The sequence below is a fragment of the Vibrio sp. 970 genome, from assembly GCF_033339075.1.
The window spans coordinates 174,902-189,409 of record NZ_JAWOTW010000007.1 but is presented as its reverse complement, the minus strand read 5'-3'; the positions used below and the strand labels follow the sequence as shown (position 1 = coordinate 189,409).

At 45.3% G+C, this 14,508-nt stretch carries 13 protein-coding genes; 6 read left to right on the top strand and 7 right to left on the bottom strand.

Going from position 1 to position 14,508, the window contains the following annotated elements:
* Positions 1-85: 85 nt before the first annotated feature.
* Positions 86-229, top strand: a complete 144-nt coding sequence (locus tag R7Q11_RS12980; protein ID WP_225466497.1) for a hypothetical protein — start codon at positions 86-88, stop codon at positions 227-229.
* Between the two features lie 140 nt (positions 230-369).
* Here the strand turns inward: R7Q11_RS12980 and R7Q11_RS12975 are convergent, their stop codons facing one another.
* Positions 370-1,248 (bottom strand): LysR family transcriptional regulator, encoded by an 879-nt coding sequence (locus tag R7Q11_RS12975; RefSeq protein ID WP_182039594.1) that lies wholly within the window; start codon positions 1,246-1,248, stop codon positions 370-372.
* A 103-nt stretch (positions 1,249-1,351) separates the two neighbouring features.
* On the opposite strand from R7Q11_RS12975, the gene R7Q11_RS12970 reads away from it, so the two are divergent.
* Both R7Q11_RS12970 and R7Q11_RS12965 read left to right on the top strand, forming a co-directional pair.
* Positions 1,352-1,639 carry a putative quinol monooxygenase gene (locus R7Q11_RS12970; RefSeq protein WP_025766691.1) on the top strand — a complete coding sequence of 96 codons (288 nt, stop codon included), beginning with the start codon at positions 1,352-1,354 and terminating at the stop codon, positions 1,637-1,639.
* An 11-nt stretch (positions 1,640-1,650) separates the two neighbouring features.
* Positions 1,651-2,628 carry a Gfo/Idh/MocA family protein gene (locus R7Q11_RS12965; RefSeq protein ID WP_132936645.1) on the top strand — a complete coding sequence of 326 codons (978 nt, stop codon included), beginning with the start codon at positions 1,651-1,653 and terminating at the stop codon, positions 2,626-2,628.
* Between the two features lie 84 nt (positions 2,629-2,712).
* Here the strand turns inward: R7Q11_RS12965 and R7Q11_RS12960 are convergent, their stop codons facing one another.
* On the bottom strand, positions 2,713-3,399 hold the full coding sequence (locus R7Q11_RS12960) for a DNA-3-methyladenine glycosylase I (protein WP_005377694.1): 687 nt from the start codon (positions 3,397-3,399) through the stop codon (positions 2,713-2,715).
* A gap of 86 nt (positions 3,400-3,485) precedes the next feature.
* On the opposite strand from R7Q11_RS12960, the gene R7Q11_RS12955 reads away from it, so the two are divergent.
* On the top strand, positions 3,486-3,680 hold the full coding sequence (locus R7Q11_RS12955; RefSeq protein ID WP_005377692.1) for a hypothetical protein: 195 nt from the start codon (positions 3,486-3,488) through the stop codon (positions 3,678-3,680).
* Positions 3,681-3,765: 85 nt separating this feature from the next.
* On the opposite strand, the gene R7Q11_RS12950 is transcribed toward R7Q11_RS12955, so the two are convergent.
* Genes R7Q11_RS12950 through R7Q11_RS12940 form a run of 3 tightly spaced genes read right to left on the bottom strand, consistent with a single transcriptional unit; the run spans position 3,766 to position 9,243 of the window.
* On the bottom strand, positions 3,766-6,591 hold the full coding sequence (locus R7Q11_RS12950) for an Hsp70 family protein (RefSeq protein ID WP_225466496.1): 2,826 nt from the start codon (positions 6,589-6,591) through the stop codon (positions 3,766-3,768).
* Positions 6,592-6,646: 55 nt separating this feature from the next.
* Entirely contained in the window at positions 6,647-8,611 is a 1,965-nt protein-coding gene (locus R7Q11_RS12945) for an Hsp70 family protein (protein ID WP_225466495.1), read from the bottom strand.
* A complete protein-coding gene (locus tag R7Q11_RS12940; RefSeq protein WP_213892626.1) occupies positions 8,611-9,243 on the bottom strand; it encodes a DUF2760 domain-containing protein in 633 nt (210 codons plus the stop codon). Before R7Q11_RS12940 ends, R7Q11_RS12945 begins: the two co-directional genes overlap by 1 nt.
* Positions 9,244-9,534: 291 nt before the next feature.
* Here R7Q11_RS12940 and R7Q11_RS12935 point away from each other — a divergent pair, with 291 nt between their 5' ends.
* Positions 9,535-11,076, top strand: coding sequence for a sensor domain-containing diguanylate cyclase (locus R7Q11_RS12935; protein WP_005377686.1), 1,542 nt, complete (start codon positions 9,535-9,537; stop codon positions 11,074-11,076).
* 83 nt (positions 11,077-11,159) lie between these two features.
* Entirely contained in the window at positions 11,160-11,690 is a 531-nt protein-coding gene (locus R7Q11_RS12930; RefSeq protein WP_161445747.1) for a 3'-5' exonuclease, read from the top strand.
* Positions 11,691-11,931: 241 nt separating this feature from the next.
* Here R7Q11_RS12930 and R7Q11_RS12925 read toward each other — a convergent pair whose 3' ends face one another.
* Positions 11,932-12,372, bottom strand: coding sequence for a TerB family tellurite resistance protein (locus tag R7Q11_RS12925; RefSeq protein ID WP_017820644.1), 441 nt, complete (start codon positions 12,370-12,372; stop codon positions 11,932-11,934).
* Between the two features lie 189 nt (positions 12,373-12,561).
* Positions 12,562-14,502, bottom strand: a complete 1,941-nt coding sequence (locus tag R7Q11_RS12920; RefSeq protein ID WP_225466494.1) for an alkaline phosphatase D family protein — start codon at positions 14,500-14,502, stop codon at positions 12,562-12,564.
* Positions 14,503-14,508 lie beyond the last annotated feature (6 nt).

Here is a 14,508-nt window from a genome sequence, read left to right as displayed (position 1 = left end):
AAATCTCTCTCAAGCCAAAAAGTCACATACGTGACTAAAAGCGTTGAGAAATCAATGTCGTTTTCATAAGCAAAGGAATGTGCTTATGCAATTTGAAATGAGTGTAAATGTTGTGATTGCACACGAACAGGAAGAGAAATTTGATGAAATTTCTCGATATTTTTTTGATAGTTCACTCAGGAAAGGCGGCAATCCTAGTCACTTTGTCAGAGCAATGCAATTGGTGTGAATCAATAAATTATGCCTAGTTAATGAGTGTCTCTGACTAACAACATGAAAAATAAAGACAATTAACAAGTAATAATATTTGTCATATCGAGAATAAAAGTTAATTAAATGATTAAATTGTCGCCGCTTTATGGGGTGACGTTATGGATTCACATGAGAAAGAATAAAATCGACCAAGGTACGGTTTTTAAGGGAAAGCTGTTTTGAACGGTAAAGCAGGTGGATCGGTTTTGGCTTGGGAGCATGTTGCTGCAGAATTTCTACCAAGGCACCAGATTGGATTTCCTGTTCAACTAAGATCTTTGGTTGCAGAAGAACACCAGAGCCTTTTAACGCGGCAAACTTAAGCACATCACCATTATTAGACGTTAATCGGGTGTTGCTGTTTCCAAAGGTATTAGATGGCATGTTCACCACCTGTTGGCTTTCCCCTTGGTGGTACTGAAATCCCAAACAATGATGATGTTCAAGGTCATCAAGCGATTGGATAGGGGCATGCAGCTTAAGATAAGAGGGTGAGGCGCAGTAAGTCATGTCGTATTGCCCGAGTTTTCTTGCAACTAACGATGAATCGACCAACTCACCAATACGAATAATCACGTCTGCTTCGCTTCGATATGGGTCAATCAAACTGTTATCCAACATTAACTCAACGTTCAGTTCGGGAAATTCTGCTAAGAAGTCAGCCACGATGGGCGCAATCACCTTTTTACCATAGGTAACTGGGCAGTTAACTTTTACTGTTCCAGTTGGGCGGTTGATCAGCGTCTGGATTAGGTTCTCTGCGTTGGTGATGTCTTCAATAATGCGGTGGCACTCTTGATAGTAGAGTCTGCCAGCTTCGGTCAAGGACTGTTTGCGCGTGGTGCGATGAATCAGCTGCGTACCTAAGCTTTGCTCAAGAAAGCTCATGTGCTTGCCAACCATGGTCGGTGAAATATCAAAGTGGTGTGCTGCATTACGAAAGCTGCCGTGTTCGACCACGTAAGCGAAAACTTTCATGCTTGTTAATTTATCCATTGCACACCCAGAGTTGATAAAGAAATAACTAAAGCAGAGTTTATCAATCAAATGAGGTTAATTACAGTGGGCGTATGATTAAGAATGGAGAAAGAGAGCCATCATGAGCGAGACGATTTTTGTTACCGCCGAACTGAAAATGAATGCCGATAAGCCAAGACAACAAGTGGTTGAAGCCATTGAACAATTTTGCCTTGATATGCAAAGCGAAGCGGGGTGCTTGCAAGCGAATGCGACCTACGATTCTAAAGCTCCACAACGTGTGATTCTTTGGGAGCGATATGAAAACCGCGCCGCGATTGAAGCGCATTTTGCTATGCCGCATACACAAGCGTTTATTGCGGCTGAAATGGCAGAGTTAGTTCAAGCATTCGAAACCCAAGCTCAATAGGAGACGTGAACATGAAATGGGGCATTTTAGGCACAAGCTTTATCTCAGGAGTCATGGCTGAGGCAATCCAAGGCGATGACAAGAGTGAACTGTACGCGGTTGCTGGGCGTTCGGAGCAGAACTTACAGGCATTCGCTGAGCAATATGGCATCGAGAATACGTTCAACGATTACGATGCGTTGATTGCTGATGAGCAAGTCGACATTATTTATATCGCATTGCCAAATCACCTTCATCATGACTTTATCGTCAAAGCGGCTGAGCAGGGCAAAGCGATCCTGTGTGAAAAGTCACTTTCGGTAGATATGGAAAAAACCGAGCTGGCACTTCAAGCCGTAGAAGCGCACAAGGTATTCTTTGCTGAAGGCTTAATGTACTTGCATCACCCATTGATCAGTGAGTTGGTTTCGGTGCTTAAATCGGGAGAGATTGGTGAACTTCGCTCCATCCATACGTCTTATATTGCGTCGATTGCGCAGTTTGTTAATCCAGACAGCAAAGGTGCTTTGTATAACTTAGGTTGCTATCCAATGTCATTAGTGCATTTGGTGGTTAAAACCATGTTGGGTGAACAAACCTTTGAGAACCGTTCAATGAAAGCGATTGGCCGACGAGGTAATGATGGGAATATCTGCGAGTCGAGCTTGATGATGCAATTTGGTGAGCAACAAACGGTGAGCGTACATACTGCCGAAGATCATGGATTGAAACACCAGTTCACCATTCTGGGTAGCAAAGGCTGTATTACCTTAGATTCAAACCCATGGCTACCAACGCAAGATAACCAGTTTAGTGTGGAAATTTACGAGACGTCGAAGCGGGAAGTGTCTGTACCGGCAACTGGGGACGCTTTCTTCTATCAAGTGCGCAATATTCGCCAAGCGGTTGAAGAGGGGCGTACCTCGTTAGAAAACCCTTGTGCAACATGGGAAGACTCTCACCGTATTATGCAGCTACTGACTGAGTGGGAATCACTGGCTTCAAAGTAAGTGTGTACTTGAACCAATGAACATAAAAACGGCGCACTAAATCCAATGATCAGTGCACCGTTTGTATTTTGGGTTCAGTCTGGATTAAATGCGATTATCGCCGGTACTGAACGCAATGATTTGGCTGATCTCAGACAGGCTTCTACCACTTTCTTGCTGCCATTGAACAAACGCTTTGTTGGTTGCATCGAGCGATTTTTTCGTATCTTTGCCACCTTCAATGATCTTGCAATTACGCAGGTAAGCTTCCACGTCGCTAGACAAGATAAAGGTATCAACGCCCATTTGACGAAGTGTGTAAGGGCCAGTATTTCCGCCTAGGCGATTGCCGCGTTTCTTCAAATACGCCCATAGGTCGGTGATTTTCTCTTGCGGCCAATCAGCAACCATTTTGCCAAACGAGCCATATTCGATTTTTGCTTCGTGGATCATACGAGCGTTGGCAGGAATCGACATGACTTTAGTGAGGTGGCGAATGATGCGTTTGTCGGTTGCTTTGGTTTCCCATTGCTCATCTGACAGCATCAATAGCGGCTCAATCTTAAACCCAAAGAACACTTCTTCGAAGTTCGGCCACTTGTTGCGAACCACGCTCCACGAAATCCCACTTTGGAATACCTTCATCGAAAAAGCGGCTAGCCAACGGTCGTCGGGAATCGCTGCCAATTCTTCTTTGCTTAGTGGATGAGACAAAAGCGCTTCAAGTTGATCTTCACCACCTTTACGCTCGGCAGCGCGCTGATAAATCGCGTCAAATTTTTCGATACTCATAAAAGAAGTTAGTCCTAGTTTATGTCGATATTTGTGAAACATACTACGCTTAAGTGGCTGAATCGTAAATTGATGGAGTGTCACAAATGAAGAAGGTCACATTAACGTTTGTCGGGGAAGGTTCGGATCGTATTGCAGAAAAATTCTATGCGTGGATGACGGACGGTGGGTTAGAAGACAGCATGATTGAGAATTTATCTGACCGTGAAATCTCAGTTGTCGGCATCAGTGATATGGATAATGAAACGCGTGATGTGGTAATCAATACGGAAATGAACTAACGAGTCGACTATCGTCAGCAAGCAGAATCAGATAAAACAAAGCCCTTCACTCGAAGGGCTTTGTTGCGTTTATAAGCATGGGAGCTTAGTTGTTTACCAGCGTCAGACCGCTTGGCAGTGCATCACCGAAGATACGCTTCGATTCGCTCTCAGATAACTCTTTGACTTCTTCAACCAGTGATATCCAAGATTCAGGCACCTTGCTTTGCTTCAACTTAGCCAGCACTTGCTCACGGTAGTCGTCAGAGATATCGAATAGGCGGTCGCCCGTCTTACGACAAATCATTACGGCTGCGAACGCGATCATTGGTTCTTTCTGCCAGTTTTGTTCCAGTAATTTAGGTAGCCACTGTTCCGCTTGTTCACGAGGAATGACGTTGTGCTGGCTGCCATAAAGTGGCGTTCGCGATGCCAAGCGTCCCAATGCCCACCAGTGCGCTTGTTCAAACTGGTTTTGGTTGATGGCTTTGCTCAAGAACCACGTTGCCAATAGAACTTTGTCTTCGACTTCTAGGTGTTCAAGCGACGCCGCCAATCGAACCATGGATTCATAACCCATGTTTTGTGCCGCTTTAGCTGACTGTGGGTTTTTCATCGCGCCAGGGTGTAGGTATTTCGCGATGTCTGCCAAAATGGTTTCTTGTTGTTCTTGGCTTAGACCGCCCGCGATACGTCGCCAGAATACCCACCAGTCTGTCCAGCCTTGATGGTTTTTGAACTGAATATTTTGTTGATACAGTCCCCAAACTTGCTCAATACGCCAAGAGTCTGTTGGATCGCCAAAGCCCGGACGCAGTGCAAAGCCAGCCAAACGAAGCCAGTTTTTCTCGTGCTGTTCAGAGCGGCGGCGACGCTTACGACCTTGTGCAAAGGTATCAAAAAGTTGACGTAGGGTAGTGAAATCCCACTCGTCACGTTTGCCGAGCTTCTTCTCAAGATCTTTGGCTAAGGTTTTGATCTCTTTGCTTTCTGCGCTTTTCTTGTTACCGCTGTAAAGGCGAGCGATCAGCTCCTTACATTCATTCAGTTTAGGGTGAAGCTTAACTTGCTCGCTGTCATCGGTTTGCTTGTTACGAACTTCGAACTCCAGCTCCCAACGTTTGCTATCGTCTTCTGCGGTGACACATTCCATCTTAAGCGTACCGACTTCGGTCAACTGACACGCCAGTTGTACTTCTACACGCTCTTTCTGGTTGGCTTGCAGTTCAGCGCCTTCACCTTCAAGGGTAGTGATATAAGGTGGAAGAGGAGCAAACAAGTCAGGATCGACGTCCACCATCACACCGTTTTGAATAACGGTGTTATTGGTTAAGGTGTCGTGTGTAGAAGTCAGCAGGTTAAAGCGAACAGGTTCACCTAGGGTAAGCGAGAAACGACGACCACTTAAGCGGATCTCGTGTCCTTCTTCTGTACCTTTTGCAAGCAAACAGAGCGCTTTGCCCATCTTGTTCTTCTCTTGAAGGTGCAAGAAGTAAGAACGCGCCGCACCGCCACCAATTTTTAGCTGTGCTCCACGACGTGCTTTACCAAATGCAACAGCACCTAGTGCAACAGACCAATCTGGATGTGGGTTGTCTAATACCGTAACTGGTGCGCCGCGCCAATCGGAAAGTAGGGTAGTGACACGCTCAGTCACAAGCTCACTGTTGAACACACCACCATTGAGTAGCAAACCGACTGGAATGGCATTTTGTTTGTCGTCTTCAATGCCAAGTGCGGCACGAGAGACTTGCTGATGCGTCGTTAAGAACTCGGCAACGTGTTTGCTCACTGCTGGGTCGGCAACGTATGGAAGACCAAACTCGACAACCGCGCTGCGGCGTTTGTCTGGTACTTCACTGAAATCAGAAAGCGGGAAGAAGCCATCCAAAGCGATTTGGTGCACTTCTTGTTTGCTCAGCCCAATACTCTTTGTTCCGCCAAGAAGTTTCGAGCCGCTGCCCAGCATGGTGATTTTTACTTCTTCAGGTGCCCTCGCTGAAAGTAGGTTTTCTTTCGCCTTGCGAGTTTGCTGAATCAGCTTAGTCAGGCTTGCTGCAGTGAGCTTCTTACTTTGTTCCCCTTTATTTTGAGAAAGGCGGCTCTCCGCAAGGTGCGCTAATGCTAAGTCGAGGTTATCACCACCAAGCATCAAGTGCTCGCCAACACCAATACGATCAAGGGCTAGTTCATCTTGAGAAGAGAAACTTGCTTCAATCAAGCTCAAGTCGGTAGTACCACCGCCCACATCACAAACCAGAATCAGCGGTAATTCTTTAAGTTCATCAGCTGCGGTTTGCTGGTGGCGTGCGTACCAGTCGTAACATACGGCTTGTGGCTCTTCGAGCAGGACGATTTTCTTTAAACCTGCCAGCTCAGCCGCTTCAAGCGTGAGTTTACGAGCGGTTTCATCGAACGAAGCTGGAACGGTCACAACCACATCTTGGTCTTCTAACTTATTGCTAGGATGACGGTAGTTCCATGCTTGGTGAATGTGGTTGAGGTAGCTTGCGCTGGCAATGACGGGAGATACTTTATCTACATCTTGTGCACCAGCCCAAGGAAGAATGTCTGAGCTACGATCCACTGCTTGGTGCGATAGCCAGCTTTTAGCACTGGATACCTGACGTCCTTCCACCTTAGCGCCTAATTCACGAGCCCATTCACCCACGATCACATTACTAATGTCGCCAGATACAGGTTCGTTTTCCCAAGGGAGTGTTAGGTCAGAAGGGGAGATTTGACCAACCGCTGGGTGATAGCGAAAAGAGGGCAGCAATGGTTTACGAACCACTTCACCCGGACCAATCAATTGGTCGATGTCGAATAGGGATACTTCGGATTGTTCAAGGTTGTCGGTGATTTCACAATACGCCACCACAGTGTTTGTGGTGCCAAGGTCAATACCAACAAGAAAACGAGGAGATGCCATACAAACCTTCGTGTATTTAAAAACGGCACCCGATTGGATGCCGTTTGATTTCTATTTATTCTTCTTCGTTTGAGTTGCTTTTCGCGTCTTCGCGCACATCGAACTCAACATGCCATTTTTGACCGTTATCAGCGGCAATGGCTTCTAAGTAAAGCGTACCAAGCTCTGTGACGCGAGAGGCTAGGGTTACTGGAACCACTTCACCTTCACGACGACCTTCAGATACAGGCAGCGTTACTTGGATTTCTGGAAGCTCTTCAAGCTCTTCTGGTGCCCAGTAGTCTAGGTGAGTACCTGCTAGGTCATCACGACGAACGGTTGAGCCGAAGAATTGGAAGTTAACCGGTTGACCAATGATCAAACCAAACTCTTGGCTTGGTACGTCAACGCTTGAACCTTCTTCCATACCAAATGGTGCAACACAAAGTGCTTCCATTGGAGGCGCCATGCCCGGAATCGCTGGCATCGCACTTTCGATACCCACGTAGTACGCCGAAGCAATACCACCACGGATACGAACGCCCTGACCACGACGCACAGAGCCGTAGTAAGCCGCACCGCTAGCAACTGCAAGGTCTAGATCCACACCTGTTAGGCGTTTTGCCATTTCTGCATCTGCTTCAATTAGCCATTCGTTGATCGTGTCTTCTAGACGAGTTGCTAGAAGTTTCGATTTCAGAACACCACCGTTGAATAGGATTGCGGTTGGCTTGATGAAGTCAGCTGACTGCGCTGCATCCGAACCTGGCATACCAGGCATGTTAGCGAATGGGTTGAAATCTTGAGCTGCTGCTTCTGCGCCATTTCCTGAAGTAGAAAGAGCATTGGCTTGCTTAGACAAGAACGCTGCAATGTGACGAGTAATGCCTGCATCTTGTGCGTAAGGCAGACCCATTTGCGTTAGTGCTCCACGGTTACGTTGAACAGGGTGGTCAGTAATTGCAACTTGAGGGAAGAAGCCATCAACCAGTGTTTGTTGTACTTCTTCTTGAGTCAGTTCTGTTTTCAGCGTTGCGCCAAGCAGTTTAGAACCACGGCTTGGTACTACGATTGGCACTGACTGAAGTTCGCTGTCGTTCAATAACGCTTCTTTCGCGTCACGACATGCGTGTGTCATTGCCTGAACTTGCCATGGCTGTAGCTCTTTGCCTTCTTGCGCTAGCTTCATCTTCAAGCGGTACGCAAGTGCAAGATCCATGTTGTCACCGCCAAGTAGGATGTGTTCGCCTACCGCGATACGGTTCAGAGTTAGGTTGCCGTCGTCTTCAGTTACTTCAACCAAAGAAAGGTCGGTTGTACCACCACCGATATCGACCACAAGCACGATGTCGCCAACTTCAACTTCGTCGCGCCATTTGTCGTTGCTGTTATCGATCCAGTTGTAAAGTGCAGCTTGTGGCTCTTCTAGAAGTGTTAGGTGCACAAAACCAACGTTGCGTGCTGCTTCTGCAGTTAGATCGCGAGCAGCAGGATCAAAAGAAGCAGGAACCGTAATGGTTACGTCTTGATCGGCAAGGTTGTGATTTGGGTTCGCGTGATTCCAAGCGTCTTTTAGGTGCTCTAGGTAAAGCTCTGTCGCACGAAGAGGGGATACTTTTTCCACTTCTTCTGGGCTACCTGCTGGCAGGAAAGCATCACGACGGTTCACACCTGCGTGGCAAAGCCAAGATTTCGCACTTGCAACAAGACGAATTGGTGTTTTTGAACCTAGGTTACGTGCAATTGCACCAACTAGAGCTTTTGGCTCGCTCGACCACGGAAGAACGCGTGATTGCGGGTTCATTTCGTGTTCGTGCGGCTGGTAAAGGAAAGAGCCTAATTGGCTGCGAGTCTCTACCGTACCCGGCGCAGTCAACTGCGGGATTGGCATCACTTCAACGCGAGCGTCTTCGTTGTGTGTATCAACAAAAGACATGACACAGTGTGTTGTACCTAAGTCGATACCAACACTGAATTTAGGTGTCTGTTGAGTTTCAACAGACGCTTCTTGAGAATGGTTTTCTTGGTTCATGTGTTCCATTACAGCTCAACCTCAGCTGGAGCGATCACAGAAGCATCGTAGTTCTCAGCAAGTTTAGGCAACGTCATTGATGTTGCTTTCCAGCCTTTGTGAACTAGCGTGCCGTTGAATGGCGCGCTGCCTGTTACGTTGCCAGTTAGGCGGATTTCTTGTGGGTTGAAGCCTTCTTCAACCGTAATGCGAGTTTCTTCGTCTTCGTTACGAACATGCGCTAGCGTCACGTAGTCGTTCAGTACTTTCTGACCGCCAGTGTGGATTACGCGAGCGGCTGCGCCTACTTCTTCATCAGAGAATGACGTTAGGTCTTCTTTTAGGAAGTCAATCAGGCGAGCTTCTTGTTGCATGATAGAAAGCAGCTGCATTGCAGAGTCTGTTGATGTGGTTGCAAGTTTTGATTCAACTTCTACAACACGCTCTACGACTTTCTCTACTTCCACTACTTTTTCTACTTCAACGATCTTCTCAACTGGTTTCTCAACCTCGACGATTTTCTCGACTGGTTTTTCTACCACTTTCTCGACCACTTTTGATTTGCGCGACACTGCAACTAGAAGAAGCAAAACGCTCGATGCGGTTAGGCCAGCGTGAAGCATATCGAACGTTTGAGGAATTAGGTTCAAATCAATGTTCATGACGTTTTTTCTCTTTCTATTGATTTATTGGTGCTCAGTATTGGCTCATATTTGTTCACTAAAACGATCGTCTTTGCGATCTTGCACCAAGTTTAGACATTAAAATGATGACGGATGGTAGCATATTCAAGGCTTAAGGCTGTAATAATTCGTGACTATACCGTACGAACAGCGTGAAAAATCGACGATCAGACTCCCCAATATAGGTTGTTGCTTGATGTTTGTGCATTGCTAACGCAGTATTTCAATAGATCCCGAAGTTTAACTTACGGAAGTATCAAAAATTACGATATGACACAAAGCACCGCTCATAAGAGCTTTATAAAACGACATTCAGACTCTATTTTAGCTTTTTTGGCGACTTTATGTGTCACTGCTGGTGTAGTTGGTGCTGCTTATACAATGCAGCAACGGTATACACAGACTACGTTTGATACTTTAGCCGACCGACAAGCAGAATCACTTAAAGCAAACGTCGAGAATGATCTAAAGTTCATTGGTGCGGGCGCAAACTTTTTCCATTCGATTGAGCGAAGCTATTGGCCATCGTTTCCGATGTATGCGGAACAAGTGATTAACAGCTCGCGAAGTCTCATTGGACTTCAATGGATGCAAAAGGTCGAATTCGAAGATCTTGATGAACATATTTTAAAGACCCGTCAAAAATTTCCAAACTTCCAACCGTTTACCGTTCCTAAAGATGGTCCCAAAACCTACGGGTACATTTTTGAACACAATGAGCCAATTTTCATCGCGTCGGATATCTACCCAAGAACACCGGAAAACCTTTCTCTATTGGGTTTCTATTTTTCGCGCAAACGCTTCGATTTAATCTTGGATGATATTTCCGAAAATGGGCGAGCGAATGTCTCGGATAAAGTTCGCTTACTGCAAGATGGTTATGACAAGTCCATACCTAAGACTGGGTTGCTGGTGTTCCATCCAGTGTTCGACTTCGAGAACAAATATTTATTAGGAGTAGTGACCGGTGTTATCCGAAGTACGGTTTACTTTGAGGATTTGATTACGAAAACCGCGACGGAGCTCGATATGTCGGTGCGCGTAGAAGACTTGGGATTCGACGCAGCAGATGACCCTGTTCTCTTTCAAAGTGCTAGCTGGGATAACATTCGAGGAACCGTTATAAGCCGAACCATTCAACTGCCTAACCGTGAATGGCGTATTGACTTTAAACTTTCTGACGCAGTCTCAGCTTGGGAGCGTTCTATTTTAGCGGGCACGACGCTAGCCGGATTGGTAATCGCCTTTTTGATCAGTTGGATTGTGAATTTACAGTCTCGAGAAAAAGAGCGCTTAGCGGTCATGTTGGAGCTCAAAACCGTTGAATTAAAAAGAATGGCAGAGCGAGACCCTCTAACTCAACTACTGAATCGCCGAGCATTCAACGATCACTTGCTTAATCAGATAAACAAAGGTGTTAACTTCGCCTTGGTTGGTTTTGATATCGACCACTTCAAAGTGATTAATGACAAACACGGCCATTTAGGTGGAGATGAAGCGTTGCAACATGTCACTAAGCTGGTCAGTGCTAATTTAAAACCGGGAGATAAGTTTTACCGCGCTGGTGGTGACGAGTTTTGTATTATTTCTAAAGTCATTGATAGAGCGGTGCTAGAAGCTTACCTAGAAAAGTTACGGAGTGTTGTGGCAAGTACGGCTTTTGATTATGGTGATGCGTCAATCATCTGTACGTTGAGTATCGGTGCGGTTATCCATAAAGAAGAAGATCCTGAGAGCTTGTATCACAAAATGGACAGTCAACTCTATTTGAGTAAAAAAAACGGCCGTAATAATGTGTCGATCGGCGATTAAATGGGCGCACAAATTCGAGTTTTACGCCGTGTTACGATAGAATCGCACGCTTTAAATTTTTATGTTAGGAACCAAGGCAAACTATGAACCATAACCGTATTGTATGCTTCGATTTAGAAATGTGTTGCTGGAACGAAAATGGCGTCGGCAGCACGGGTGAAATTATCGAAGTGGGGTTAGCTGAAATAGATTTGTCTAAAGGTGAGATAGTCAAGCGTGCTCAATACTACGTGAAACCAGAACACGATGAAGTGTCTCTGTTTTGCGCTGAGTTAACGGGCATCACACCACGTAAGATTGAAAAACAAGGACGCCCACTAGAAGAAGTGCTTAAATCCATGGTTAAGAACTTCGGTGGTCGCAACAAAATCTTTGCATCTTGGGGGCGAGATGACCTCATTCTTCTAGAAGAGTGTAAGCACAAAGGTATTGAAGCACCGTTCACAGAGTTCATCAACTTAGCGACACTCTACCGTATTCAAAATCGTCTTAAAGATAAACGTATAGGCCATCGAGCCGCTCAAGAAGCAAAAGGAATAGACTGGGAAGGGCGTCAACACTCTGGCTATGTAGATGCATACAACTTAGCTAAGCTTGCTTTGACCATGTTTTAGTTATTCGAACCTAGCTAGCTTGTAATTAAATAATCATCCAACCATTGTTGTTTTGTCATGCAGTCTGTTTAGTGTGGAAAGAGCTAAACACATACCTTGACCAGTATTTTAATAACAATGTCGTTGGCTTATTGAAAAACGCGCAGAGTGCGCGTTTTTTTATGGCTACAGAAGCGATATCTGTTGTCATTCTAGGGGGAGCTTAGAGTTAGCCAGCGACTTATATACTCATCTCGTCACTTTACTGAGACTGTAACTTCGCTCGAATGAACTCGCTGTGATCAACATAGAGTAGCTCTGCTGTTTTACGGATCACCGCGTCTTCTAGCGGGTCAATTTCGCCGTCTGCGTAAGCGACTTCCCACATGCTTTTGATTAAGTTGTAACGAGTTTCTTGAGTCAGTTCTCTTAGTTGAGAGGTAAAGTCGTACAGCGAAGCGGAATCTTTTATTTTCTGTTGCGCTTGCTCTAACAAAGTATTTGATTCTTCTTCATTTAACGAAAGCAGTTTCATCAATAAAGAGCGCTTTGTTTCTTGTTCTCTATCATCGACACTATGGTCTGCGCCAGAAACTTCACAAAGCAAACACGCGATAGCCATGTTAGGGGAAAGTGTGTTGGTTTGGCTTAAATCAGAGCCATCAATGAGTTGTTTAAATAATGATGTGAGAGAATTAAACATAATGAACACCGAGCTATTGTTTATTTGGTTAACATGGTAATAAATACGGAAGATCTCAAGGTGCGATACCAAATTTAGCACGCCGTTGACATTTAAGAACGGCCACTTTCTCCCCAAAAAACCTAAACTCCTGAGTTAGTTCAAGGTGACTTGCCTCTTACAAAGGGCAAGTCATTTTGGGATTGATACTCAGCTTTCAGCACGTGTCGGTGGAAAATGAACTTCGTCACCATCACTCGTCAGAATACTAATTTGACTTGGTTTGCCTTCATCATCAAGACGTAGCTCACCAATGGCACTATGGTTAACCAAGCGATAAAAGTTGTGCGTACTTGGTGCGCGTTTGTAAATCTTGAGTCGTTTACGTTTTGTGAACCAGTTTAAAGGTGAGCGAGGGCTGTATAGCAGTCTATCTAGGCCATCACAAATATTGAGCAGTTGTGTAGGGAACTGATTTTTAATTCCACTACAGGTGATTTGATAGATATTCGGACTGTTTTTTCGATAGCGGAGCTTAATATCGTATGCAAAAGAGTAGTGCACGTCGCCAGAGAGAATAACAAAGTTAGTTGGTGTCTTTGTGTGTGTGAAAATACTAATAAGAGTATTCGCACTTCCGGGGTGAGCCATCCAGTTTTCAGCATCAACCATCAATGGTTTACCAAGTATGGTCACCACACGTTGTAGTGCTTCGATAAATTTCACACCAAACATTGGCGCGGCAGAAACAATAACAACCTTGTCTTGATGCACGAGCTCCTGATGGAACTCAATCATCGCTTCCCAGTCCATTAAGCCAGAAGGTTTGTTCATTTTAGACTCAGAACGCCAGCGTCTGGTTCGTGTATCTAGCACGACAACTTTTGGTGTCGTAGGAATGGTGTAGTGCCAATTCTCAAAGCGATACAAATATTGAATAAATGCATCTTGGGTTTGCGAGGTTCGCTCATCGATAAAGCGTTGAGCGAGGCTCATAAATTCATCATTGAATTTTTCTGGCGCATTTCCCCAACCTTGGCAAAGCCAGTAAGCAATCAAGCTATTACCGATAATGCGTTTTGCAAACGTGTTGCTGTATGCGGCTTGTTCCCAGCCTATGGTGAGATTCCAATCGTCGGTGACATCGTGATCATCAAAAATCATATAGGTTGGAATGTGAGCGAGTAAGCGTTGAACCTTGTCCAGACCTGCGACGAATTTATCAATTTGTTTTTTTTCTTCGCGCCATTGCTGCTGCCATTTGGGTTCAAGAACTTCTCCGCCGACAGTAAATTCGTTTTCTAATAAACGATCCGTTCGAACAAGCTTCCACAAGGTCGGAGACCAAACCAATAAGTACATTGCAAAGCACTCAGCAAAGCTTATTAGGTGATTCTCACACTCTTTGGCGCTGAATATTGGTGTCCCTCGGTGTGGAAAAAACTTACTTAGTAAACTGTCATCACTCACATAATGAGGCAACAATTTATCTCGACCATAATAGTAAGCAGGGTGTTGGTAGAGCTCATTGGTATTTTTTATCGGAGCTTGATCGAATTCTTCGCCTGGCAAACCCAATAAAGCTATGACTTGCTCAATGGCATCGAGAGTGGGGCCTGCAACATGGTCTGCATAGATTTGATCACCACTCATGATGAGCATATCTGGTCTTTCTTCAATGGATTGAGACGCGATTTTATGATCCGCAGCGACCAATGTATCATCACTGAAGTGATGGGGATTACGGCAAGAGCCATGTAAGAGATAATCCGCTTTTTCACTAACGAGGAACTCAATACCCAAGTTTGGCGTATTATCTCGCTCATAAGTTAGGTGAGGGAGCAGTTCCGTCACTAAGCCATATTGCGTTTTTATTTGATAGCGTAACGCTTGATGGGTTGGAAACTCGCCTTCTAATTTAAGTAAGCAACACCACGCATTGAGGCCGATTTGAAGCTGTTCTTTTTGTTCACTTAAAGGGGCTTGATAAAGGATGGAGGCATTTTCATCCGTAATTTGCACCATACCCTCCAAGCGTTGGGTGGTGACTAGCCAAATATTGATTTCAGTTGCGGTCACTTTACGTAGGATCGGACCTGCAACGACAAGAGGAAGTGAAGAAATTTCAGTCGTGTTCATCAATGCTGGCAAAACGGC